This window comes from Cupriavidus sp. a3 (assembly GCF_051015765.1).
Taxonomy (GTDB): Bacteria; Pseudomonadota; Gammaproteobacteria; order Burkholderiales; family Burkholderiaceae; genus Cupriavidus; species Cupriavidus oxalaticus_A.
This window is the reverse complement of the sequence record NZ_CP170645.1, coordinates 393,484-416,175: the sequence shown is the minus strand read 5'-3', so window position 1 is coordinate 416,175 and position 22,692 is coordinate 393,484. Positions and strand designations below refer to the sequence as shown.

The 22,692-nt window shown below is 61.1% G+C and carries 20 protein-coding genes and 1 pseudogene; 10 read left to right on the top strand and 11 right to left on the bottom strand.

The genetic code is table 11. The features are described from left to right. Together ACAD63_RS34830 and ACAD63_RS34825 are read left to right on the top strand one after the other, a co-directional pair. A complete protein-coding gene (locus ACAD63_RS34830) occupies positions 1–1,455 on the top strand; it encodes an N-acyl-D-amino-acid deacylase family protein (protein ID WP_434034817.1) in 1,455 nt (484 codons plus the stop codon). A gap of 34 nt (positions 1,456–1,489) precedes the next feature. Then, the gene (locus ACAD63_RS34825; RefSeq protein ID WP_434034816.1) at positions 1,490–1,906 is read left to right on the top strand and encodes a VOC family protein; all 417 of its coding nucleotides are present in this window, start codon (positions 1,490–1,492) and stop codon (positions 1,904–1,906) included. Positions 1,907–2,524: 618 nt separating this feature from the next. Here ACAD63_RS34825 and ACAD63_RS34820 read toward each other — a convergent pair. Next, positions 2,525–3,454 carry a cupin domain-containing protein gene (locus ACAD63_RS34820; RefSeq protein ID WP_434034815.1) on the bottom strand — a complete coding sequence of 310 codons (930 nt, stop codon included), beginning with the start codon at positions 3,452–3,454 and terminating at the stop codon, positions 2,525–2,527. Between the two features lie 137 nt (positions 3,455–3,591). On the opposite strand from ACAD63_RS34820, the gene ACAD63_RS34815 reads away from it, so the two are divergent. The 4 genes from ACAD63_RS34815 to ACAD63_RS34800 all read left to right on the top strand — a co-directional run bounded on the left by ACAD63_RS34815 (position 3,592) and on the right by ACAD63_RS34800 (position 6,724). Beyond that, positions 3,592–4,329, top strand: a complete 738-nt coding sequence (locus tag ACAD63_RS34815) for an SDR family oxidoreductase (RefSeq protein WP_434034814.1) — start codon at positions 3,592–3,594, stop codon at positions 4,327–4,329. Positions 4,330–5,403: 1,074 nt separating this feature from the next. Continuing rightward, on the top strand, positions 5,404–5,826 hold the full coding sequence (locus tag ACAD63_RS34810) for an NUDIX domain-containing protein (protein ID WP_183300338.1): 423 nt from the start codon (positions 5,404–5,406) through the stop codon (positions 5,824–5,826). Between the two features lie 211 nt (positions 5,827–6,037). Beyond that, positions 6,038–6,349 (top strand): H-NS family nucleoid-associated regulatory protein, encoded by a 312-nt coding sequence (locus ACAD63_RS34805; protein ID WP_183300339.1) that lies wholly within the window; start codon positions 6,038–6,040, stop codon positions 6,347–6,349. 81 nt (positions 6,350–6,430) lie between these two features. Beyond that, a complete protein-coding gene (locus tag ACAD63_RS34800; RefSeq protein ID WP_183300340.1) occupies positions 6,431–6,724 on the top strand; it encodes a hypothetical protein in 294 nt (97 codons plus the stop codon). A 668-nt stretch (positions 6,725–7,392) separates the two neighbouring features. Here the strand turns inward: ACAD63_RS34800 and ACAD63_RS34795 are convergent. Next, positions 7,393–7,593, bottom strand: coding sequence for a hypothetical protein (locus tag ACAD63_RS34795; protein ID WP_183300341.1), 201 nt, complete (start codon positions 7,591–7,593; stop codon positions 7,393–7,395). A 367-nt stretch (positions 7,594–7,960) separates the two neighbouring features. Then, the gene (locus ACAD63_RS34790) at positions 7,961–8,233 is read right to left on the bottom strand and encodes an XRE family transcriptional regulator (protein WP_434034813.1); all 273 of its coding nucleotides are present in this window, start codon (positions 8,231–8,233) and stop codon (positions 7,961–7,963) included. 604 nt (positions 8,234–8,837) lie between these two features. Between ACAD63_RS34790 and ACAD63_RS34785 the strand changes: the two genes are divergently transcribed. Next, entirely contained in the window at positions 8,838–9,158 is a 321-nt protein-coding gene (locus ACAD63_RS34785) for an H-NS family nucleoid-associated regulatory protein (RefSeq protein WP_434034812.1), read from the top strand. Between the two features lie 470 nt (positions 9,159–9,628). Here the strand turns inward: ACAD63_RS34785 and ligD are convergent, their stop codons facing one another. From ligD to ACAD63_RS34770, 3 genes are all read right to left on the bottom strand, one after another. Next, complete coding sequence (gene ligD, locus ACAD63_RS34780; RefSeq protein WP_434034811.1) at positions 9,629–12,115, bottom strand: DNA ligase D; 2,487 nt, start codon at positions 12,113–12,115, stop codon at positions 9,629–9,631. A gap of 117 nt (positions 12,116–12,232) precedes the next feature. Further along, positions 12,233–13,132, bottom strand: a complete 900-nt coding sequence (locus ACAD63_RS34775; RefSeq protein ID WP_434034810.1) for a Ku protein — start codon at positions 13,130–13,132, stop codon at positions 12,233–12,235. Between the two features lie 119 nt (positions 13,133–13,251). Further along, positions 13,252–13,473 carry a DUF2188 domain-containing protein gene (locus ACAD63_RS34770; protein WP_434034809.1) on the bottom strand — a complete coding sequence of 74 codons (222 nt, stop codon included), beginning with the start codon at positions 13,471–13,473 and terminating at the stop codon, positions 13,252–13,254. Between the two features lie 453 nt (positions 13,474–13,926). Here ACAD63_RS34770 and ACAD63_RS34765 point away from each other — a divergent pair, with 453 nt between their 5' ends. Both ACAD63_RS34765 and ACAD63_RS34760 read left to right on the top strand, forming a co-directional pair. Next, on the top strand, positions 13,927–14,892 hold the full coding sequence (locus ACAD63_RS34765) for an SOS response-associated peptidase family protein (protein WP_434035083.1): 966 nt from the start codon (positions 13,927–13,929) through the stop codon (positions 14,890–14,892). A gap of 68 nt (positions 14,893–14,960) precedes the next feature. Then, complete coding sequence (locus ACAD63_RS34760; RefSeq protein ID WP_434034808.1) at positions 14,961–15,413, top strand: zinc-finger-containing protein; 453 nt, start codon at positions 14,961–14,963, stop codon at positions 15,411–15,413. Between the two features lie 17 nt (positions 15,414–15,430). On the opposite strand, the gene ACAD63_RS34755 is transcribed toward ACAD63_RS34760, so the two are convergent. Genes ACAD63_RS34755 through imuA form a run of 3 tightly spaced genes read right to left on the bottom strand, consistent with a single transcriptional unit; the run spans position 15,431 to position 20,680 of the window. Further along, positions 15,431–18,580, bottom strand: coding sequence for an error-prone DNA polymerase (locus ACAD63_RS34755; RefSeq protein WP_434034807.1), 3,150 nt, complete (start codon positions 18,578–18,580; stop codon positions 15,431–15,433). A 5-nt stretch (positions 18,581–18,585) separates the two neighbouring features. Then, positions 18,586–20,049, bottom strand: coding sequence for a Y-family DNA polymerase (locus ACAD63_RS34750; RefSeq protein ID WP_434034806.1), 1,464 nt, complete (start codon positions 20,047–20,049; stop codon positions 18,586–18,588). Further along, positions 19,976–20,680 carry a translesion DNA synthesis-associated protein ImuA gene (gene imuA / locus ACAD63_RS34745; RefSeq protein WP_434034805.1) on the bottom strand — a complete coding sequence of 235 codons (705 nt, stop codon included), beginning with the start codon at positions 20,678–20,680 and terminating at the stop codon, positions 19,976–19,978. Before imuA ends, ACAD63_RS34750 begins: the two co-directional genes overlap by 74 nt. A 499-nt stretch (positions 20,681–21,179) precedes the next feature. On the opposite strand from imuA, the pseudogene ACAD63_RS34740 reads away from it, so the two are divergent. Further along, a pseudogene (locus ACAD63_RS34740) lies at positions 21,180–21,331 on the top strand (ATP-binding protein); the annotation flags it as partial. 9 nt (positions 21,332–21,340) lie between these two features. Here the strand turns inward: ACAD63_RS34740 and ACAD63_RS34735 are convergent. Continuing rightward, positions 21,341–21,892 (bottom strand): RES family NAD+ phosphorylase, encoded by a 552-nt coding sequence (locus ACAD63_RS34735; RefSeq protein WP_434034804.1) that lies wholly within the window; start codon positions 21,890–21,892, stop codon positions 21,341–21,343. A 42-nt stretch (positions 21,893–21,934) separates the two neighbouring features. Then, on the bottom strand, positions 21,935–22,549 hold the full coding sequence (locus tag ACAD63_RS34730; RefSeq protein ID WP_434034803.1) for a hypothetical protein: 615 nt from the start codon (positions 22,547–22,549) through the stop codon (positions 21,935–21,937). Positions 22,550–22,692: the final 143 nt, after the last annotated feature.

The following is a 22,692-nucleotide window of genomic DNA, read 5'->3' as shown; positions in this document are numbered from 1 at the left end:
ATGGCCGATTTCGACGTAGTGCTGCGCGGCGGCACGGTCATCGACGGTACCGCGGCGCCGCGCTTTGCGGCCGACGTGGGCATTGACGGCGAACGGATTGCGGCCATCGGCGATCTGTCCGGGGCTCGCGGACGATGCGAACATGACGTGCGTGGCCGCATCGTCGCGCCTGGATTCATCGATGCCCATACGCACGACGACCGCTACCTGATGCAGAATCCGCTGATGCCGGCAAAGCTGAGCCAGGGTGTGACGACGGTCGTCACCGGCAATTGTGGCATCAGCCTGGCGCCATGGTGCGCGGCGCCGGGGCAGGCCGTTCCGCCGCCGCTGGACCTGCTCGGCGATGACCCCTCGGTCTTTCGTTACCCCGGATTCGGGGACTATCTCGATGCACTCGGGCGCGCCGCACCTGCCGTCAATGCGGCCTGCCTGGTGGGCCACACCACCTTGCGTGTGGCCGTGATGGACAGGCTGGACCGTGCCGCGACCGACGCCGAGATTTCTGCAATGCAGGCGCTGCTGCGTGCTGCGATGGTCAGCGGTGCCTGCGGCATGTCGACCGGCGCAGCCTATCCCGCGGCCGGGTCCGCCCCGACCGATGAAATGGCGCGCATCGCCACGGCGCTGCAAGGCTTAGGCGGCGTGCATGCCAGCCACATCCGCGATGAGGGCGATCGCGTGTGCGAAGCCATCGACGAAGCCATGGCGATCGGTGCAGCGGGAGGGGCCGGCACCGTGGTGTCACATCACAAGCTGATCGGGCCGAAGAATCACGGGCGCTCGTTGGAAACGCTTGGCCACCTCGCCCAGGCGATGCGCCACCGCTGCGTCGGCCTCGATTGTTATCCGTACCAAGCCGGCTCGACGATCCTGCGCAAGGACCGTCTCGCCGTGTCGAGCCGCGTCATCGTGACCCGCTCGCAGTCACATCCCGAGTATGCGGGCCAGGACCTCGACGCGATTGCGGCCGCGATGGGCCTGTCACCGGAGGAGGCGGTCGATGCGCTGCAGCCAGCGGGCGCGATCTATTTCCTGATGGATGAGGCCGATGTCCGGCGCATCCTCGCCTTTCCGCAGACGATGATCGGCTCCGACGGCCTGCCCCACGATCCGGTGCCGCATCCGCGACTGTGGGGGACGTTTCCGCGCGTGCTGGGCCACTACAGCCGCGATGTCGGACTGTTTTCGTTGGAGACGGCGGTCCACAAGATGAGCGGCCTGACGGCTCGGCACTTCGGCCTGACCGGACGAGGGGTACTCGCCGAAGGCAATTTCGCCGACATCACGGTCTTCGATGCGGCACGCATCATCGATACGGCGACGTTCGAGCAGCCGGTGGCCCAGGCCACCGGTATCGCCTGTGTTTTCGTGAATGGCAACATGGCATGGCGTGACGGGGCCACCACCGGCACGCGTGCCGGCACAGTCATCCGGCGCGGCGATCGCGCATAATCCCACCATCCACTAATCCAGCACCTGAAGAATCATGACGCAATCTGTCTTTCACCTGGCGTTCAATATCACCGATCTCGAGGAGGCGCGCCGCTTCTACGGCGGCGTGCTTGGCTGCAAGGAAGGCCGCAGCACCGACACCTGGGTCGACTTCGATTTCTTTGGCCACCAGATTTCGCTTCACCTCGGCAAGCCATTCGAGACCGCGCGAACCGGGCACGTCGGCAATGCCCTCGTGCCGATGCCGCACTTCGGCATTATCTTGCTGCTGCCGGAATGGCGCGCGTTGGCCGACCGCCTAACGGCGGCCGGTACGGCTTTCGTGCTGGCGCCTCAAGTGCGATTCGAAGGCGAGCCGGGCGAGCAGTGGACGATGTTTTTCATTGATCCCTTCGGTAACCCGATTGAAGTGAAGGGGTTTAAGACCTGGGAGGCTGTGTACGTGCACTAGCGCGTAAGCGCTTTGCAGAAGGGACCCCGGATTTGACGGCTCGGCAGCGCAAGCGCGAGTGCGACTCTCGACCCACGCCCTCCTACAACTCCGAATTGCGCCCCGCGGCTGATGCCTCCAGTTTGGCCAGGCGTGCATATACCCGAGATAAGGCACGATAACGCGCCATTATCTGCGGAGGTTGGTGCAAAGGTAAGCGATGGCCGCTGGGCGCGAAAGACGCTTATTAGCCCGTTGGGAAAATCCAGGGGAGGGGATGGAGGGTGGATTTCGCAGGTGACAGCGGCGAATGAAAGTCCCCATCGATAGTTTCACGATCTCGAAATTACGTCTGCTGTCTCTAGACGATCGGGGGGCGTCATTCTAGTTCGTGAAGCTTCCAAGTCGGCTGCTTCAGAAGTACAGCGGTCACTCGTCATACGCGGAAACTAACGACTTCCATCGGCCTCAACGGTCTGTTACCCCGTCCCTCCATACCGGCCATTTCTCTGTTACCGGGACCGAATCTACGCTTTTTATCTGTGGCAACGCGGACTCTTGATCTTCATGGGATATTCGCGATTTCCGGAAGCGACCATGCGAGCCGATTGAACGATAATGCAATCAGAGCGCGGCTTATTATTTCCCGCTGCATGCTGCGGATTGCGATTGCCGGTAGCGCCCCGGACTTTGTCCAACGATCCGTTTGAACGCGGAATTGAAGGCAGCCTCTGAACCATAGCCTATGCTTTCGGCGACCGAAGCTATACTTTTCCCTTCTCGCAGCGCGGCGCCAGCTTTTGCGATACGCCAATTGGTCAGATAATCGATTGGCGTCATGCCGACTAGCGTCCTGAAGCGGTCGGCAAACGTTGTGCGCGACATGGCCACCGCCGCCGCGAGTTCATCGACTTTCCAAGGCCGGGCTACGTCCTCATGGATGAGGGCAAGGGCGGTCCCGATCTTTGGATCGGTCAGGGCGCCAAGCCAACCTGGCGTATGCGCTCCCGACGCCAGATATTCGCGCAGGGCTTGCACAAGTACCATGTTCGCGAGGCTCGATGCGGCAACCGACGCGCCCGGGCGGGGCGTCTCCATTTCAAGTCGCAGCAGATCGAGCACGGCCCGCAGCGCCGGAGCCGTTTCAGAAGCAGCCGGAATATGGATAAGCGGCGGCAAGGACTTCAGCAAGAGTTCGCTGGCATCAGCGTCGAAGACGAAGCGGCCTCCGGCTGCACTGACCTTCTCCCCGCTGCGGCCATAGCGCACGATCCCATCTGCGCAAAGGCTCGTGGCAAGCACTTCACGGCCGTCGACAGGAGTAAGTGAAGGGTCGCTTCCGGTGCAATACGCCCGACCTTGGGTCAACAGATAGAAATCGCCCGCCCTCAACTCGACCGGCGGGTCGCCATCTTCGAACCATAGCCAGAAAGCACCTTCCAGGACGCTACCGAACTTGATGTGTTGATAAGCAGAAAAGCGCAGCGACCAGGCACCATACGCTTCCAGCCGTGCCGACAGCACGCTCTCCACTTTGAGCAGGTGAAACACATCTGAGAGCGGGTCCATCCGAATCCGTACGATCGATAAATAAATACGTTGATTCGATTATAGATTGGACGACCCTGCTAGACGAACATGGGATGTACAGAGAGTGCGGGGCCATTTGATTCTCGCCCTCTTGGACAAGCGATGAGGAAAATATCATGTCGACAATCAAGGACAAGGTCGTTGTCATCACCGGTGCAAGCAGCGGAATTGGCGAGGCAACGGCACTGCTACTGGCGGAGCGCGGGGCGAAGGTGGTGATAGGCGCCCGTGGGGAGCATCGGCTTCGCGACCTCGCCGATCGAATTGCCACGACGCAGGGACTATGTGCATGGGCATGCACCGATGTCAGGCGCCCAGAGGACATGTCGCAACTCGTAAAACTCGCATGCGAGCGATTCGGTCAGCTCGACGTGCTGATCAACAACGCTGGCGTCGGGCCGATTTCCCCTCTCGACGAGCTGCGCGTGGACGATTGGGAAGACATGATTAACGTGAACATCAAAGGCGTGCTGTACGGTATTGCAGCGGCGTTGCCGCTCTTTCGTAAGCAGGGCTTCGGCCACTTCATCAATACCGCGTCCACCGCCGCTCATCGCATCGCGCCGAACATGGCGGTCTACGCTGCGACCAAAAGTGCCGTGCGCGCGATCTCGGAGGGGTTAAGGCAGGAGGCGGGAGACAAACTGCGTGTGACGGTCATTTCACCCGGTTTCACGCGGACGAACTTCGCAGAATCGGTGACTAACCCGGAAGCCAAGGCGCAAATCTCCGCCTCGATGGATAAATTCGCCATGCCCCCGGACGCCATTGCCCGGGCGATTGCGTTTGCAATCGAGCAACCGGCCGATGTTGACGTGGGCGAGATTATCGTCCGCCCCACGGCGCAGGGATAGGTTGCTGCCGCGGCAGCCGGCATTATCGCTTCTGGCTGGCAGCTGACATTTCAACAAATTGGTCGGGTTGGCCGATGCGACGGAGATCTTCGGCCTGCGAATGGCCGGAAGCTGAACGGAGTCGACACCTGAATGTCAGGTCCACGACACTAGCGGACGGCTCTTCATGGGCCGGCAGGCGCCAGATCGAGCCGGCGTCCGTTACGCTGGCGCCGGTCGGCGGAAGCCGCCCTTTTCCTGTACCCCGTTGCTCCCGAAAAACCCCCGTAGCGTGGGGCGCGTGTGGCTGGCGGTCTGTGGGCAAGCAAACACTGCTGACGGCAAAAATTAACGAAGACATACTGGCGGCTGCGAATCCGCCCAGGAGGCACAGATGAAACAGGTATCACTCACCATTCCAGAAATTGGACTGATTGCCGGAACACGGGCGGCAGGGGGGGGCGGGCCTCGCACGGTTGCTCAGCAATCGATTGAATCCGGAACAACGTCGCGCCATCGGCTGGACGCTGCTCGCCGTAGGATTCATCACCACATTGCCGTTAGTCGCGCTGGTGCTTGGAAGACGTCAGGCATGCAAGAACCTCGGCGAAAATTGAAGTGATGGGGTGAGGGTCGGAGCGCACGGGCTCGACTGCCGACTTTTACTGGCCGATCTCTGCCTTCGTCGGACCTAAGCCGGTAACAGACCCGTCTTCCTATCTCAAGAGTTCAACTATCACGACATCGCTGTCGTCTCGCGCCACCATCGTAAACTGCTGTTCATCGCCTGACGACGACTCCAACGCGTGGCGCGAGCCGGAAACCGACCATGATCGGGGATCAGATGCGCCAAACCTGACGTCAGCAACACGTGATGTACCGTCGTGCCCTCGCGTAGCGTAGCGTCGCGATTCGCACGCGCGCGTCGGCATTGATGAGCAATGCCCCCCGCGCACCGTCGTCCAGATCGCTGCTCGCCAGTACAGCTTTTTGCCTCGGTCAACAACAAAGCGTACCCGTTTCTGCGTGGAACGTGAGCTCGACAAAAAACATCGGGCAGAATCGAGAACATGCTCGGTATGAGAGAGACAGGCCATGCGGCCCATTAAGCATTCTGCTGGTTTAGTTGTGCTTCGACCTTCTGCCGGTCAGTGGCTCTGCCTGATCCTACGTGCATATCGAAATTGGGACATGCCCAAAGGCATGCCAGAGCCTAACGAAGAGTTGTTATCAGCCGCGATCCGGGAGGCCAGGGAGGAAACCGGCTTGTCAACGCTTGAGCTTCGTTGGGGAGAGGACTATCGAGAAACGGAACCGTATGCGAATGGGAAGATTGCACGCTTCTATCTTGCTGTATCACCCCGTGGTGGCGTGAGCTTACCAATTAGCGCTGAACTGGGGCGCCCAGAGCACCACGAGTTTCGATGGGTGACATTTGCGGAAGCGCAGCGACTCCTGCCATCTCGGTTCGAGCCAATACTGGAATGGGCTCAGAGCACGGCCGGATCACCGAGTTAAGGTATCAACGGAAGTTCTTATTCCCGCCCTGCCCAATCGCTAGTCTTTGCCGGCGTTGAGACATTATTACTGCTGCGAGCAGGAAGCTGGAGAATTATTCTTCTACGAATCTTTGGGATCGGACTACGCCTTCCTGTGATAAGGTAAGCACTGTTGTGAATTCCAGTTTTAATTCAAACTGTTCGGACCTCCACTAGAAAGGAAGAATCGTATGGCTACATACAAGGAATTGATTGCCCAGAAGCGGGCGCTCGAAGCCCACCTTGAAGAAGTGCGTGCCCAGGAAGTAGCAGGGGTCATCGAGAAGATTCAGGCTCTGATGGAAGAGTATGACCTGACAGTCGAGGACGTTACCAAACGCCGACGCGGACGCCCGGCTGGCAGCGGTGCAAGCAAGCCGAAGTCCGAACTGCCTCCGAAGTATCGTGATCCCAAGACTGGAAAAACCTGGTCGGGTCGGGGTCGTACGCCTGCTTGGCTGGGTAAGAACCCGAACCGGTTTTTGATCGCCGAAGAAGCTTAAGGTTCGGTTCGACGCACGAGTCCGTAGAATGCATTCGACCCTTGGGCAGCTCCTGGGGTCTCGCGTTTCTAGAATAGCGTCATGTCCTTTGAAGCGATCCACGCCGAAATCATGCTTGCTCGGCCATATCTGATTCCCCGCGAGCGCACAGACAAAGGGATAAGGAACGGGTATTCGTACTGGCTGAAAGTTCCTCCCAGCAAGGAATTGCGTGTTATCCGGCTTTCCCAAGAGGGCGACAGCTATGAGCTCGTGCGTTCTGCCAGCGAGCGAAAAGCTCTTCAACGGGTACGACAGCGCTTCTCCGGCTCAATGGCCGAGCTCCTGGCCATCATCGATGAACAAGTAGAGATCATCCGTGAGCATGGGCGTTAGACGACTCTACTTGGGTGCTCGACTGTACCCGCCCACTCAAATCACCGGCTCCGGACCGGGCGCGTGCACAGAGCGATGGTCGACGCTGAAATGACCTGTCATCTGTGGCATCGACGGCGACACGATATCGCTAAGACGTACGGAGTGCGCCGGTCGATTACGCGCTCAGCGCCCGTGTTCAGGCCACCAGCCGCGCGAAGGTACCGATGTTCCTTCGTTCGCTGGGCGAGTAAGGCCCGAAATTATTCGCTGGTCGGACCAACACTGATCGGCATAGCGCTGCCACTAGGCCGGCAGGCTGGCGTTTTCCCTCTGAGCGCGGCCCGCGTAAAGAGAAAAACCCCCGGCCGAGTGTGGTCGAGGGCTATGAGTGTTGACGGGTTGTTCGCAGACCTGTCACCCACATCATCACACTTAGCCTCTATACCGGCTTCCCCCTATTCGCGGGGTGACCGAAACCTGCGCATAACGACACCGCTACCAGCTTTTTTCGCGGCCCAGGCTAGCTGCGCAAGTGCTGAGTGGACGGTATCACCGCCATTTCGCTGATGTCCACGAGGGCGGCTGGACGGTCACGCCGTTGTGCTTCCGTCTCCCTTCGGCCCCATGAGGGCGTCCGTGGGGACGACGTTACTTGGAACGCCGCGATAGGCCAATCTCGGAAGGACTTACCGAACGTTTCGTACCGCTTCGAGCATCGAATGACCTTGGCTTGTCAGGCGGGGATAGGCATTGTCGCCGGCATGCCCGTGCTCCATCGTGACCAGTTTGTGAGCCAGCAAGCCGTCCAGTTGGTCAGGTTCCAGATCATCGATATCCGGTGCATCGCCGAGCAGTAGTAGTGCAGCAATTTCGTGCGGACTTAGCATGGTGGCCTCCTTTGCCGGGGTCGGAAAATGGAACCTACGACAGCTGGTCCGTGGATCGAATTCCACGAAGTGTGATGAGAACAGCGATGAAGCTCGGTGTGAGGGACGCGCGGGGGATGCGCACACCGATCCGTTACCGTAAACTTCTTTGGCACCAACGGCAAGTCAAAACTATGCTGCATAGCAGCAGCAGTCTCAGCCAAGGGCCGCGCTGCGAATTCAATGGAAAAAAGTCTTTTAAGTCGCCCGCCTCGAAGCTGCCAATTGGATGATGCAGCCCTCAAGGCGACGCCCGTGCGCGGGCCGCATACTCTAACCGAGTAAAGCACTTTGCCAAGGCTACAGTGGCTTAATTGCTTGCCATCGCTTACTGGGAAGAACACTGCAAGGGCGAGCCTAACCGCTTGAGCCAGCCACGCAGCTCGGCTGCACGAAAGGATTGGAATTTTCCGGAGACCGCCAAAAGAAGGTCCGTCTGGGATGTACCAAGAAGGGCAGCGGCTTGCGAAACCGTCAGCCCGGCACCTCGAATCCGGTCAGTGATGTCCTTCACAATGCCCGCCTTGAGCGGGATTTCATCGGCGTCCGCGAAGCCAAGCTGCGCATAAACATTGCTCGTTCCATACTCGAAGCGAAACATGTGGACTCCTCTGTTCGTGGACAACAATCTCTCCCTGCACCGGCGTGATGAGCTGAGGGCGCGATTATTCAGGGAAGACAATGTAAAGACAACTTCGGGGAAATACTGAGGACGTCCAAGGCGCCCTGGCGGCCGTTGGACATGAATTTGACACAGAAAGCGCGGCCTAGACCTGATCCACCGCAAGATCTAACAGTTGGGCCGGCAGCGCAAGCAAGGCACTCGAACAGTCGGTCCCACGGCAAGACCGTTGGCGTTCCAGCCGTCAAATCGCCATCTGTCGGCTCGAGACAAAGAGGCCTTCTGCTCTGCATAGCTCTGCGCCCGATGAGCGCGAATACAGCATTGCTGCAGTCGACGTTCTGCGCCCAGCGTACCTGTTTCTGCGGAGCCCAGGACCGAACACATTGATCTAAATAGCGAGTGGCTTTACTTCGGAACTCCATTCGCTTCACGCGGTTCATTGCCTTGACGGACGCAAAGAAACCACTTTCGGAATAGAACGAAGCAAACTATATACGAGGCGGTTTTAGACAGTGAATTCCTTGCAGGTCTTCTTTGGAATGCGTATAAGTTAATGGGGATCTAAAAATTGGAGGCAACAATGGCAACGTATCAGCAGCTGTTGCAGCAAAAGGAAGCTTTGGAAGCGCAGATCGCAGAGGCACGTTCGACTGAAGTCGCGGGCGTCATCGAACAGATTCGCGAATTGATGATTCGGTATGACCTCTCGCCCGAAGATGTGGCGCCTCGGCGTCGTCGTGGCCGGCCTGCCGGCACAGTAACCACTGGCGCGGAGAAAACCCCGTTGCCGCCGAAGTACATGGATCCCAAGACCGGCAAAACCTGGTCGGGTCGCGGCCGGACGCCGGCGTGGCTGGGCAAGCGGCCCGAGCGTTTCCTTATCGAAAAGCTGAATGATTGACACACGCCGGAGCGGTTGATGACTACTGCGGGGCGGATTCATCAAGGGGCCCGCCCAGCTCTGAGCGGTCAGCGCGCAAAAAAAAAGCGGTTCTCGAGCCGGTAGCCGAGAGCCGCGGAACGTCCAAGAAGAAATCGGGCAATGGGTGCATCACCCGCGCTCAGTATGACCCCGTCCCACCGGGCTACGCAATCGACCTGCCTAACGTTTCGCCTACGTTTGCCCTACCGAAAAAAAAGCCCGCATGCCGAGGGACGGTGGATGCGGGCGGTAGCAGGACTGCCCAGCCATCATAGGACCCAGTAAGCCGCTTCTAATTCTGAATTAAACGCCCGTTTTTGCCCCTGATTCCCTTTCGAGCGTCAGGGATTGAAACTTTCAAGCGTGAAAGTAACGCCGCCAATGGGGATGTTTTTCTTTCAGAGGGGGTTGCGGTTAAAAGTGCTTATTGCTGCGCACCATTGCGGGCTTTACTGCAACCGCTTGATGGCGGTAGTCAAGACTTGCTTAGTTTTCCAGTAGGCCTCCCAAGGATCCGCCACCTGGAAACTGAGGTACTCGCGGGCATCCCGAATCGTCCACTGATCGCCGCTTTTCAACTTGGGAAGCTGGTCCCAGGATACGGGCATGGAAACGCCAAGCCCTGGTCTTGCGCGCGCGGAGAAAGCAGCTGCGGTCGTTTGCGAGAAGCCGTTACGTAAGTAGTCGACAAAGATTCGCCCTTTGCGATTGGCGGCACCGGAGCGGGCAGTAAAGCGTTGCGGCAGAGTGGCGGCCAGATGTTGGACGGCCGCGCGGGAAAACGCCTTCACTTCATCGTAGGACCGCCGCGCGGCCAATGGCACCACGACGTGTAGACCCTTGCCGCCGCTGGTCTTCAGCCAGGCCTGCAGGCCGAGTTCATCCAGCAGCGTGCGCACCAGCACGGCTGCTTCCAGCATGGTTTCCCACGGCACCCCTTCGCCCGGGTCGAGATCAAAGATGACCCTGTCGGGACGGTCGATCTTGCCAGCGGTGGAATTCCAGGTGTGGAACTCGACCACATTCATTTGCGCTGCGGCGACGATTGGTTCGGATGAATCCGCCGTAAGCAGCGCCGCATGGCCGGGCCATAGCGAGGCGGGCTGTTCGGTCAGGCCTGGCATGGCCGTCTCCGCATGCTTCTGGAAAAACGTCTGGGTATCGATCCCCTCCGGCGCGCGCACCAAAGACAGCGGCCGATTCTGGAGGTGGGGCAGCATCAGCTCGGCCACGCTTTCGTAGTAACGAACCAGCTCAACCTTCGTAATGCCTTCGGACTTGTCGATGACACGGTCGGGGTTGGTGACCTTGATGGCGCTGACGCCGTGCGGCGTCACCGCGGTCTGGACAGCCTCCCGACGGATCGATTTGGGTGCATGATCGGTGCGCAGGCCTTTGAACGACGCATGACGGACCTGTCCCTCCGGGGTCCACTCGGAGAACTCGACCTCTGCCACAAGTGTCGGTTTTACCCAGCGCATCACGGCTTCTCGGCCACCACCCCATCGACGGCTGGAGCGCGCCTCCGTGGAGAACGGGCTTTGCTCGATCTCGATGGCCGTCAGGCGCTTCTTCAGGTCCGCTGCCGTGGCGCTGTCCCAGCCAGTGCCAACGCCACCGACGTACCGCAGCTCTCCCTCCGCATACACGCCAAGATAGAGCTTGCCGACCTCCTTCGCCGCCCCGCTACGGTCCGAGAACCCACCGATCACGAACTCCTGTCGCAATTTGCATTTGGCCTTGATCCAGGTCTGGGAACGCGCCGACACATAAGTCGCGTCCGCCCGCTTGAACATCAAGCCTTCGAGGCCTAGTTTGCATGCCGCCTGGAAGATCTGCACCGGTGGTGCATCGAAGGCCTCGCTGAAGCGCACGCGATCCGAATGACCCGCCACAAGGGCTTCCAGCTTCGCCCGCCGCTGCACCAACGGCACGTTTCGCAAGTCACGGCCCTCCCAGAAAGGCAGGTCGAAGGCGAAAAAGACGATCGCCTCGTTGCGATGCCGGTCGATGGCGTTCTGCAGCGCATTGAAATCGGGCACGCCGTCGCGCAACACCACGATCTCGCCATCGAGCCAGCCCTCCGAGATGTCGAGCTTTTCGAGCTCGGCCGCGAGGGATTTCAGCTTGCGCGTCCAGTCGTGACCATTCCGGGTAAAGAGGGTCACCTTGGCATCCTCGATCCTGGCAAGCATCCGATAGCCGTCGAACTTGGTTTCGACGACCCAGCCGGACCCTGCTGGAAGGGTGGGCGACAAGGTGGCAAGCTGCGGGGCCAGCTTGGCCGGCAACGGCGCGAGCGGCGCGTCTTTGATCGCCTCCGCGGCATCCACGTCGGGAGCATTCAGCGACGCCTGGGTCAGTGCACCGAGCGGTTTGGCGATGACACTGTCTGGAAACGCCGCCAACACGTCAAACTCCGCGAGCGGTCGCGCCCAGGCGTCTCGCTTCTTGAAGAGAATCCACTGTTCCGACTTGTCGCCTGGCTTGGCGATGCGTACCAGCTCCCACCGGCCCGCCAGCTTCTCGCCGTACAGGTCGAACAGCAGCTTGCCGGCGGCCATCCCCTCACGCGGGTCGCCGACCGGCTCCCACGTGCCTCGGTCCCAGACGATGACTGAGCCGGCGCCATACTGTTTCGCCGGAATCTCGCCCTCAAAGCTGGCATAGTCGAGCGGATGATCCTCGGTATGGACCGCGATGCGCTTTTCGGCGGGGTCGTAGCTGGGTCCCTTTGGCACGGCCCAACTGAGCAGCACGCCATCGAGTTCCAACCGGAAGTCGTAGTGCAGTCGTCGTGCCCAGTGTTTCTGAATGACGAAAGAGAGCTTCGGAGTAGTGTCAGATTTTTGCTTGGCACATCCCGACGGCTCGGGTGTGATCGCGAAATTTCGCTTAGCGTTATAGCGCTCGAGACCACCTTTGTGCGATGTCATGGCACGAGAGGCTTTGGGAGTGTGAACAGCCGATGCTGCTTGGCCGGCGTCATGACTGCGCCGCAACGATACCCTTGCCAAGGACCTCGTGAACTCCGCGTATCGTGGACGCGTGCATCAGGCCTGCTTCCGTGTCTTCTTGGCTGGTGCGGCGGCCGCAATATCGGCACGCTTCGCGCCGCGTCGCGCTGGAGCTTTCGCTTCGTTGACTGACGCTTTGGCCGCAGCCTTCCCCTTGGGCGCGCCGATGCTTTTGCGCAAGGCTTCCATCAGGTCGATAACTTCGGCGCCAGTCGCGGCACCCGGTGTCTCTGGAGCAATCGTGATCGCCTGGCCGGCAATCTTCTTGTCGATCTGTGCCAGGATTCGCTGCTTTTCCTCGTCGGCGTACTCAGCCGGGTCGTACCCCTCCACCGAACTTTGTTCGATCAGCTGCTCCGCCAATGACAGTTCCGCTTTGGAGACATTCACGGATTCGATATGCAGGTCTGCCATGGAGCGGACTTCATCGGCGTACAGGAGTTGCTGCAGGATCAACCCGTCGTTGCCGACGCGGATCTGCACCATGTACTGCTTGCCCTTCCAATTCCACTTCGCCAGTGCGCACTTGCCCGAGGCGCGCAGCGCTTCGGCCAGGAGACTGTATGGCTTTCCGCCACGCTTGTCGGGGCCCAGGTAATAAGCCTTGTCGTAGTAGATCGGGTCGATGGCAGCGAGCGGCATGAACGCGACGATATCGATGGTTGGCTGGGTCGCCTCCTCCAGCGCCTTGAGTTCGCTCGGCTCGAAGATCACGTACTTGTCTTTCTCGAACTCATAACCCTTCACCATGTCGGCGCGTTCCACGACAACGCCTTCCCGCTGGCAGATGTATTGCTGTCTCAGCCGCGAGCCACAGCCCTTGTGGAGGAAGTTGAAGCTGATTGCCGACTTGCTTTCCGTAGCGGAAAAGACCTTGACCGGTATGGACACCAGTCCGAAGCTGATCGACAGCGAGGCGATAGAGCGCGCGGCCATCTGGCACTCCTGGTAAGGGCGGATATCGGCCCGCTCTTTCAAAGCGGGCTTGCCAGCCTGAGAGGACCGGCTGGGCCGCTATGGCGCCTCAGCCGGACATGACTTTGGAATCAATGACTTCAACCCTTGACGTCTCGCGGGTCATGGCCGAAGGAGTTGCGCTCTCGTATCTGGCCATCTCGACCATGGATTAGCAACTCGACATTGTCTCGCTTGGCGCGTTCTGTGCCCGCCGAAATGGCGGCTTCCTGCGTGGGATAGGTGGTACGGGCTCCCCCGCCGGCGACTTCGACGGCCCATTCATCACCGGTGGGTACGACGTGGATGTTTGCGGTGGCCATGATGACCTCCTGCGAGCTGGTATGGCTTTAGTCTGCTGCCGGTCAAGTTGGCGAGCTATCAGCCGGTGTCCTACAAACCGGCTGGGAGGCGGATATTGCGAAGGAATTTTGCGGTCACTTTTCGGCGCGTAACTGGCGCGGCGCATACGGTATCCGGCACATGAGAGGAGGCCAACTAGGGTTCAGCAAGGCAAAGGCGGTCCGGACCCAACACCTCGGAAAGTGAAATAGATACCGTATGAAAAAACATAACGTATGGAAAAGCATAGTGTGGCGAGCGAGGTCGCACGCGTGTCGGTCCGCGTCCCTGGGAATGACCACAGGCATCGGGAGCAGATGCCGGCTCAGCAGCCCACTCTCTGACACCCAGCCAAGCAGTGACGACGCTTTGCGCGAGATCGGGCAGCCGACACTACAATGGTGCCTTCAGACGACAACGCCACGGTGACCGCGATGTGCTATTCCGCGCAAATTCAGGCGGACTACAGGAAATTCGTTCGAGAGTTCGGTGCCCGTGTCAGCTTTGAGCATTTCGTCGAGCTCTTCTGGCAGACGCGTCGGGAGGGTGGCTGGGCAAAACTTCCGAAGGCCATGCGTGCCGCGTTCCTGGCTCCCGCTGATGAAAAGGAGCGTGCTGTCGCCGACGTGGTCAAAGCGGGCGATCAAGAACAGGCAAGCGCGTGGGAGACCGAGCTGTTCCAGCAGAAGACGCGGCTGACGACGGCGGAGCGCGCCTTGGCAGCCAAGCCGACCAAGAAGGCTGAGAACGATCAACGCATCGCGACAGACAAGATTGCACGGGCGCAACGCAATCTCGCCGACCTGCAGCGCACGGACATGCGGGATCGTGATTCCCGTATCTTTCCTGGTCACTATGCTCCGGTAATGGTGGTGCAGGATGGCCGGCGGGTCGTCATTCCGATACGCTACCAATGCAGGCTGCCGGGGTGGACGCCGGCGATGGAGCGACAAAAGAACGGGTCATATAACGCCAGACGCGACAACCTCAAAAAGGCTTGGCGCCAGCTCTATGGCTATCGCCACGGCATCATGATCGTCAATGCGTTCTACGAGAATGTCTCGAGGCATCGCCTGGAGCAACGCGAGTTGGCGCCCGGCGAGGCCGAAGAGAACGTGGTGTTGGAATTCAGACCCAGGCCGCAGCAAGACATGTTGGTGGCGTGTCTCTGGTCAATCAGCAAAGGAGAAGAGGGCGAGGCGGATCTCTATTCCTTCGCTGCCATCACCGATGAGCCGCCCGCTGAGGTGTCGGCCGCAGGGCATGATCGTTGTATCGTACCGGTCAAGCCAGAGCACGTGGAAACGTGGCTGAATCCCGATGCGAAGAATCTGGCCGCGCTCGATGCCATCCTGGACGACCGGGACCAGCCGTACTACGAGCACCGCTTGGCGGCATAGGAAACCAACGATCCCGTCTCCTTGCCCTAGAATCGCTCACTTCCTGCATTTCGCAATTCGGTGTATTCATGCGTGTTGGCCGACCCATCCCTGCGCCTCCTCAGCCCCTCTGCGATTCCTGCGGCGGAAAGGCGGTTCTTGCCCGCATGGGAGAAGCGGCCTATCCCTACCAGGAGGATCACGGGCCTGTGTGGATCTGTCCGCCCTGTCAGGCGTGGATCGGCGTGCGTGCCCGCAGCAAGCACCATACGCCGCTTGGACGGTTGGCCGACGCCGCACTGCGTGAAAAGAAGAGCCAACTGCACGATGCCCTGGAGCCCTTGGTCGCGGCGAAGATGCGGCGCGACGGCGTCAATGCCTTCGAGGCGCGGGGCAAGGCCATGAAGTGGCTGATTGCATCGCTCGACCTGCCAATCGACAGCCCCACCATCCATGCCCTGTCGCTTGAGCAGTGCGAGCAGGCCCTCCAATTCATCACCGAGTTCCAGGCCGCACGTCGACGAGAACCTTCCGGTTCCTGATCAGGGCAACGAGGCCGCTAGCAGAAATCCCGGCTTGGCGAATGTAAAGCGCCAAGCAGAGGCGACAAATCGACAAAGCGCTGCGCGATCAGATGTCGCACCTCGCCCTCGCATTGCCACTGGCCGTAGACCCCGAGCAGGGAGGCCGTCAATACCTCGCGGCGGAATTTCTCCAGCACCGACGGCCAGACAATGACGCTGACAGTGCCCGTCTCGTCTTCCAGCGACAAGAACACCACGCCCTTGGCCGTGCCCGGGCGCTGCCGCACGGTCACGATGCCGCAACCCCGAGCGATTTGCCGCGGGGCATAGGTGGCCAGCACATCGGCGGGCACAAAGCGCAACGCGGCAAGCTTGTGCCGCAGCAGGGCAAGCGGATGGCGGTTCAGCGTGAGACCGAGCGAGCGATAGTCGCTGACGATCTCCTCGCCTTCGGTTGGCGATGAGAGCTCGGGTATTGGCTCGTCCAGATCGGCAGGCCGCAGCAGATCCTTGTCCGGGACGGCGGCCGCCGCCTGCCACATCGCCTGGCGTCGACTGCCGGTAAGACCAAGCAGCGCATTGCCGGCGGCCAGGACGTTGACATCATGGCGGTCCAGCGACGCTCGGCGCGCGAGATCCTTGACCGAACTGAAGGGCCGGATCGCGCGTGCTGTTTCGATGCGTTCGGCGGAGTCGCTGCGCATGCCCCTTAGCTGCGAGAGGCCAAGGCGTACGGCCGTCGCCGACCCATCGTAACGCTCCAGGTTGGCGTCCCAGCCGCTGACTGTCACATCGACAGGAAGAACGGTGACGCCATGGCGCTTGGCGTCCTGCACCAACTGGGAGGGCGTGTAGAAGCCCATTGGCTGGCTATTGAGCATGGCGCAGAGGAAGACTGCCGGCTCGTGGCACTTGAGCCAGGCACTCGCATAGACGAGCAGCGCGAAGCTCGCGGCATGGCTTTCCGGAAAGCCGTACTCGCCAAAGCCCTGGATCTGCCGGAAGATGTTCTCGGCGAATTCCGCATCGTAGCCGCGCTCAAGCATGCCAGTGACGATGCGCTCATGGTAGCGCTCCAGGCCACCTTTGCGTTTCCAGGCCGCCATGGCACGGCGCAGCTGGTCCGCTTCCCCGGCGGAGAAACCCGCTGCCAACATGGCCACCTGCATCACCTGTTCCTGGAAGATCGGCACGCCCAGTGTCCGGGACAGGGCCTGCTCCATTTGCGGGCTCGGATAGCTGACCGGCTCCAATCCCTGGCGGCGGCGCAGGTAGGGATGCACCATGCCGCCCTGAACCGGCCCGGGCCGGACGATCGCCACTTCGATCACCAGGTCGTAGAAGGTGCGCGGCTTCATGCGCGGCAGCATCGACATCTGGGCACGAGATTCGATCTGGAACACGCCGACCGTATCCGCTCGCGAGATCATCGCGTAGGTCCTCGGATCTTCTGCCGGAATGTCCTGCAGCTCAAAGACCTCGCTGCGTTGCTGTGACACCAGATCCAACGCCCGTCGGATCGCTGACAGCATGCCAAGCGCGAGGACGTCGACCTTTAGCAGCCCCAAGGCGTCAAGATCGTCCTTGTCCCATTGGATCACGCTGCGATCGGCCATCGCTGCGTTCTCGATTGGCACCAGCCGGGAAAGCTTGCCCCGCGCGAGCACGAATCCGCCCGTGTGCTGAGACAGGTGGCGCGGGAAGCCGAGCAGCGCCACCGCCATGTGGGCCCAGCGTTGGGACAGCTCCGCTTCCGTATCCACGCCGCTTTCGCCAAAACGCCTGAGCAAATCCGCCTTGCTGTCGAACCAGTGGTGGGACTTCGCCACCAGGTCCACGATGGCGGGGTCTACGCCAAGCGCCTTGCCGGTGTCGCGCAAGGCGCTGCGGGGTCGGTAGGTGGTCACGGCTGCAGCCAGTGCCGCGCGGTCGCGCCCGTACTTGCGATACAGGTACTGGATCACCTCCTCGCGGCGCTGGTGCTCGAAATCGACATCGATGTCGGGCGGTTCGGCGCGCTCCTTGGAGATGAACCGCTCGAACAGCAGGTTGCCGCGCGCCGGGTCGACTTCGGTGATGCCGAGACAGTAGCAGACCGCCGAATTGGCGGCGGAGCCGCGGCCTTGGCAGACGATGCCGTTCGAGCGGGCAAACCGCACAATGTCGTAAACCGTCAGGAAATAGGGCTCGTATGCCATGTCGCGGATCAGCGCGAGTTCATGCTCGAGCTGCTGCTGAACGGCAAGGGGGATGCCAGCCGGGTAGCGGCGATGCGCGCCGACATAAGCCTCTTCCCGCAGATAGTCGGCAGGCGTGACGCCGTCCGGGACCACTTCTTCGGGATACTCGTAACGCAGTTCGTCCAGCGAGAATTGGCACAGGTTGGCGATGTGGACGGATTCGGTCAGGTAGCGGTGCGGGTAAATGTTGGCGAGCCGTAAGCGGGAGCGCAGGTGCTGCTCGGCGTTGGGCAGCAGGTCATAGCCACACTCGGGAACCGGGCGATGCACGCGGATGGCGGTCAGCACGTCGTGCAGCGGCTTGCGCGAGCGCACGTGCATGGTGACGTTGCCAGTGGCGACAAGGCGCAGGTGATGCTGCGCCGCGGCCGCTTCGACGGTGCCACGGTGAATGTCATCCATCGGCTTGTAGAGCAGGCTCAATCCCATCCACGCCCGGCCAGCAAAGGTCGCGCTCACCCAGGCCGATTGCGCCTCCAGCTTCTCGGCCGCCACGCCGTAGTCGGGCGTGAACACGACCAGGCAATCCGGCAGCCCTTTAAGGTGTTCGTAAGGCGCTTCGGGCGCGGCCAGATCGCGTGGCGTCAGCACATACGAACCCTTGGCGGCGCGCATGCGCGCGAGCGTGATCAACTCGCACAGGTTGCCATAGCCTTCGCGGTTACGGGCGAGCGCCAGGAACGAGAGGGCGGGCGTGCCGTCGGCGTTCTGCAATCGGAACCAGGCGCCGACCACCAGGCGGACACCGGCGTTCTTCGCCTCGGTGTGGGCGCGCACGATCCCCGCCAGCGAGCACTCGTCGGTGATGGCGAGCGCGTGGTAGCCCAACTGGGCGGCGCGCTCGGCCAGTTCTTCCGGTCGTGACGCGCCAGCGAGGAAGGAGAAGTTGGAGCGGCAGTGGAGTTCCGCGTAGGCGGGCAGACCTGCCGTGGTGGTGGAGTCCATGGCTGTCAGCCGAAGAGGCCATGCAGATACCACCGCGCCTCGTCGCCTTCGCGGCTGCCCATGCGTTCCTGAAAAATCCAGTAGCAGGTGTGGTCTTTTGCCTCCGCGACAAAATAGTCGCGCGTCACCAGCTGGCCGCCCCACCAGCCCGACTCGATGCGCTCGGGCGGCGAGACGATCCGCAAGGGCGAGCCGTAGAAGGGTCGGTGGTCCCGCTCAATCAGCGGGATGGGCTTGCCGAGCAGCCAAGCGGGACGCGGCAGGCCTTGTGGCACCGTTGCGCTGGCCAGCTTGGCAGTGGCCGGCTGCCAGCCGTTGGCGACTTCCGGGCGGTAGTCGGCGCGCAGGCACGGCTGGCGAACATTGTCGGCGCCCAGGCGGGCCACCAGCAGTTCGAGCAGGCGTGCGTGGTCCTCAGGCGTGCCGCCCGGCTCGGGAAACAAGGAATCGCTGGGCGGTGCCACCGGCTCGGTCTCGAGGGCCGACACCGCGACAGCGATCATCGGCGCTTCAACCTTCAGCCGCGCCAGACGTTCCTTGAGCAGGCGCACCAGATGCTCTTCGTGCCAGTTGGGCTCAGCCAGTGCGATTTCGATCCCGGTTGGCGCGATGGCGGCGCGTCCGCGCTCGTGGCGTAGCTCGACCGCAAACCGCTTGATGGCCAGGTGCCTGGCGGTCAACCACCCGACCATCTGGACCAGCAAGCCGCGAAGGTAGGCGAGGGCGCCCTCGGCGCTCTCCATCCTGTCCGGAAGATCCACCGCGGCGTTAAACGATGGTGGGGCTTCGACCCATTCGAAGACTTCCGGCGCTTCCCCATGGGCGCGATCCAATGCCTCCAGGATGGCGGCGCCGCAACGGCGCTGCAGGCCTGCGCGCGGCAGCCGGCGCAGGTCGCCCAGCGTCCGGCAGCCGAGTCCATCGAGCCATTCGTCGAACGGCCGCGCTGCCGGCAAGATGGCAACGGGCAGGTCAGCCAGCTTTCGTACCAACGAGGGCGGACATAGCGCCACGCCGCCGCCGGCGCGGGCAAGCAGCCACGCCCCTTCGGCAGTGGGGGCGCATCCCGCGACAGGACTGAAGCCCATTGACGTCACGGCCGCCAGCATTCGCTGCCGCAGCTTGCGGGCACCGCCGAAGAGTCGCAGCGTGGTACTGACGTCGACCAGCACCGCTGCCTCCTCGGAGGCCGCGACATTGGGCGAGAACTGCAGCAGCGCCATCGTGACGCGCTCAAGCGCCGCCAGCTCCGCGCAAGTGTCCCGATCAAAGAGAATGGTGTCCGGCGCGATCGTCTGTACGCCGCCGCGTCGCATGCCCAGCTTCACGCCGGCCGCCATGGCCAGCGGCGACGCCAAGTGCACGCGCTCCTTGTCCAGGACAGCAACCGCCAGCTCAGTGGACCAGTTCGGCCGGAATATTTCGAGGGGCAGGGACGACAGGCGCAGGCAGATCCACAGGCGCAGCATGGCGATACAACAGAATGGGAGAGGGCTGCAGGGTTACGTTCAGCGGCGATTCCTGCTGCGGGCCTCGACGCTTCACGAACTGCACGCGAATGCCGTCCGATGCGGGCTCCAAGGCGAGGCGCAGCGGCGCTGGCGAGGCATCGCGTGCGCAGGCGCTTGGACGAACCACAAAGAACAGGACATCCGAGGCTTGGGCGGCAAGGTTGAGACGCCGAAGCGCCTCGTTACGCAGGTGCGACTGCCAAAAGACGAGCGCGCCGCAGGTCCGGGCGCGCAAGATCTGCTCCGCGGCCCACAGGGCGTCAGCGGTGTGCTGGGTGTCGACCCATAGAATCTGCGTGGGCGGGACACCCCAGTTGGCGAGGGCGAGCGCTTGAGGCGCGTGCGGCGGCGCCAACAGCGCGACCGGGCGGCTCGCGCGTGCCACGAGCGCAGGGCGTAGCAAGCGCAGCTCGCCGATACCGGGCTGGCGCTGCAGCAGTTCCGTCAGACAACTAGTCGGCCAGCCGCCGCCCGGCAGTTCCTTGTCGAGCGCGGGATAGCCGGTCGGCACGGTGCGTGCGCTACCGCGGGCCAGCTGCGCGGCGGTCCATAGCGATGGGTGAATGGTTTCGGGGGCGACGGTTAGCATTGGAGGGCTCCTGCCACTAGTGTACTGTATATCCATACAGTATTCACCGTGTACGGAACGCCTCCAATACCGCGTCCCGGGAAACGACTCGGAGGTCGGCTAAGCGGCGAGTTGTTACGTGACAATCATGCGGGGGACGCGTCGTCCCATATAGCGTGTCAGCCGTTAAACCCGTGTGGGTGGCTGACAATTCACTTCCAGACAATGTCCACACATAACCCGCTCCGCGCGGCCGCAAATGCCCTACGGCGAGGAAAATGTGAGATGGAGCGGGGCACCGGACCAAGCGCTGGGATCCCCTGTTGGCTAAAGCTTGGGCAGAAGCCGTTGCATAAACCGCAGCAGTAGGTTAGCATTTGCTTAACAACTAATCCGCGATGTCGGTGTGGCTCGACCACCTGGTGCGCGGGGGAAAAAGCCGGCGAAAGCCGGTTTTTTCGTTTCTGGAGTCGAGAATGGCGGGGGAAGGCTGGCCGGACCCTCAGGACGCGCGTCTAGCCGAGGTCCAGATCAGGACGACAAGCACGCGGGTGGCCCTGGGCTTGGGCTCTACATCGCGAGCGAAATTGCCAAGGCCCATAACGGGTCAATCGGCGCCGGTCCGACCAGACCGAGACCGCATTTGACGTGCGTCTGCCGCGTCGCGCATAACGGATGGCGTTAGGTAGGAATCAAAGGAAAGATTGCGAGCACCTGAGCCGCGCCAGGGTGTTGCTCGAATTTCACCGAGGTACTTACTACCAGCTTCCCCTTGGCACGATCAAAAACCACTAGCGCCTTCTGGTCGTTCAGATGGTTGGACATATACAAGAATCCATCCACGTGTGCCGGATGATCATGCACCGCGCGCGACCATTGTTGCGGAATGTCGTAGGGCGTCATGCTTGAAACGGCGGCGTTGCCACCCAAGTTCTTCAAATGAGGCCCATAGAGGGCGGCAACGTTTAGAAGCTCGCCTTGGAACGTCAGAACGTACCGATCGAGTTGGTCGGCTGTCAGCTTAAAACCGGTCGGGCCCGCGATTTCATCGTGGAGCACCGTCTCGGCAAAGGCGCACGGCAGAGTAAAGCCGAAATAGCTGGTGCTATAGACCGCTTGTGGATCATCAAACCGGTTGCCGCCGGATTTGCCAAAGTACGGCTCATTTGTGTTGTAGCGGGAAATTCGAACGAGACTTGCCGGTGCGACTTGCTCAATGTGGAGTTCAAACAAACCAAATTTGCTGCCCGGGGCACTAATTGCCAAAATGACTCCTCATCGCTCAGCAAAAGCCGCAGCGGCCTTCTTGACTTCTTCGAACTTGCCTCGTTTGAGTGCCTCCAGCGGGGTGGCTTTGTCCAACGAACCTTTTGCTGTCGTGAAGAATTGCCACTTCGTCCAACCAGGCAGATCCCCCAACAGCTTCGTGATTTCTTCCACTTTCTTGCGGTCGATATCGGGCCAAGTGTAGAACGCTGGATAGAAAACTTTTGTGCCCACGTTAATCGTAAACATGCGCTTGGCGAGCACAGCTTTGCTAAGCGCTTGTCGCGTCAACCCTAGCGCATTGATAAATTGGTCCGACGAGAGGATGTCTCGCGATTCGACCAACTCTTTACGCGATTGCTCCGCGCGGGCCTCGAATGCCTTGATGTCCACGGCAGCTCGGCTGCGTCCGAACTGGACCTGAACCACTAAACCAGATATCTGGGACAGGCCATTTTTCATAAGGCGGCCGAGGGCAGCGTCAGGCAAATCCAAAAGCCGCTGAGTTGCCTTCTGACTAAACATTGAGGCCGCACCCACGGCGCTTCGAAGAGCTCCTTCGCTCTCGGGGTCGAGGAAGACGACGTCCGCCTCTCTGACATGTGTATGTGTTGCTTTCGCCACAGCGCACCTCCTATGGTGATGATTCACTGTAGTTCGGTTTTGCAACCATGTCAACCAAATCAACCAACCTCATGACAGCCTGTCCCGCTTCCCGGGGCGACAACGGCGCCATCCCTCGATTGGTGGGCTGCGGATAACAGGCT

What these genes read in the sequence shown, in the direction of transcription:
- ACAD63_RS34785 (WP_434034812.1), top strand. Translation starts at nt 8,838, where the DNA reads ATGGCAACGTATCAGCAGCTGTTGCAGCAAAAGGAAGCTTTGGAAGCG.
- ACAD63_RS34790 (WP_434034813.1), bottom strand. Translation starts at nt 8,233, where the DNA reads ATGTTTCGCTTCGAGTATGGAACGAGCAATGTTTATGCGCAGCTTGGC.
- ACAD63_RS34765 (WP_434035083.1), top strand. Translation starts at nt 13,927, where the DNA reads ATGTGCTATTCCGCGCAAATTCAGGCGGACTACAGGAAATTCGTTCGA.
- ACAD63_RS34795 (WP_183300341.1), bottom strand. Translation starts at nt 7,593, where the DNA reads ATGCTAAGTCCGCACGAAATTGCTGCACTACTACTGCTCGGCGATGCA.
- ligD (WP_434034811.1), bottom strand. Translation starts at nt 12,115, where the DNA reads ATGACATCGCACAAAGGTGGTCTCGAGCGCTATAACGCTAAGCGAAAT.
- ACAD63_RS34800 (WP_183300340.1), top strand. Translation starts at nt 6,431, where the DNA reads ATGTCCTTTGAAGCGATCCACGCCGAAATCATGCTTGCTCGGCCATAT.
- ACAD63_RS34815 (WP_434034814.1), top strand. Translation starts at nt 3,592, where the DNA reads ATGTCGACAATCAAGGACAAGGTCGTTGTCATCACCGGTGCAAGCAGC.
- ACAD63_RS34825 (WP_434034816.1), top strand. Translation starts at nt 1,490, where the DNA reads ATGACGCAATCTGTCTTTCACCTGGCGTTCAATATCACCGATCTCGAG.
- ACAD63_RS34770 (WP_434034809.1), bottom strand. Translation starts at nt 13,473, where the DNA reads ATGGCCACCGCAAACATCCACGTCGTACCCACCGGTGATGAATGGGCC.
- ACAD63_RS34830 (WP_434034817.1), top strand. Translation starts at nt 1, where the DNA reads ATGGCCGATTTCGACGTAGTGCTGCGCGGCGGCACGGTCATCGACGGT.
- ACAD63_RS34775 (WP_434034810.1), bottom strand. Translation starts at nt 13,132, where the DNA reads ATGGCCGCGCGCTCTATCGCCTCGCTGTCGATCAGCTTCGGACTGGTG.
- ACAD63_RS34750 (WP_434034806.1), bottom strand. Translation starts at nt 20,049, where the DNA reads ATGCTGCGCCTGTGGATCTGCCTGCGCCTGTCGTCCCTGCCCCTCGAA.
- imuA (WP_434034805.1), bottom strand. Translation starts at nt 20,680, where the DNA reads ATGCTAACCGTCGCCCCCGAAACCATTCACCCATCGCTATGGACCGCC.
- ACAD63_RS34820 (WP_434034815.1), bottom strand. Translation starts at nt 3,454, where the DNA reads ATGGACCCGCTCTCAGATGTGTTTCACCTGCTCAAAGTGGAGAGCGTG.
- ACAD63_RS34805 (WP_183300339.1), top strand. Translation starts at nt 6,038, where the DNA reads ATGGCTACATACAAGGAATTGATTGCCCAGAAGCGGGCGCTCGAAGCC.
- ACAD63_RS34810 (WP_183300338.1), top strand. Translation starts at nt 5,404, where the DNA reads ATGCGGCCCATTAAGCATTCTGCTGGTTTAGTTGTGCTTCGACCTTCT.
- ACAD63_RS34760 (WP_434034808.1), top strand. Translation starts at nt 14,961, where the DNA reads ATGCGTGTTGGCCGACCCATCCCTGCGCCTCCTCAGCCCCTCTGCGAT.
- ACAD63_RS34755 (WP_434034807.1), bottom strand. Translation starts at nt 18,580, where the DNA reads ATGGACTCCACCACCACGGCAGGTCTGCCCGCCTACGCGGAACTCCAC.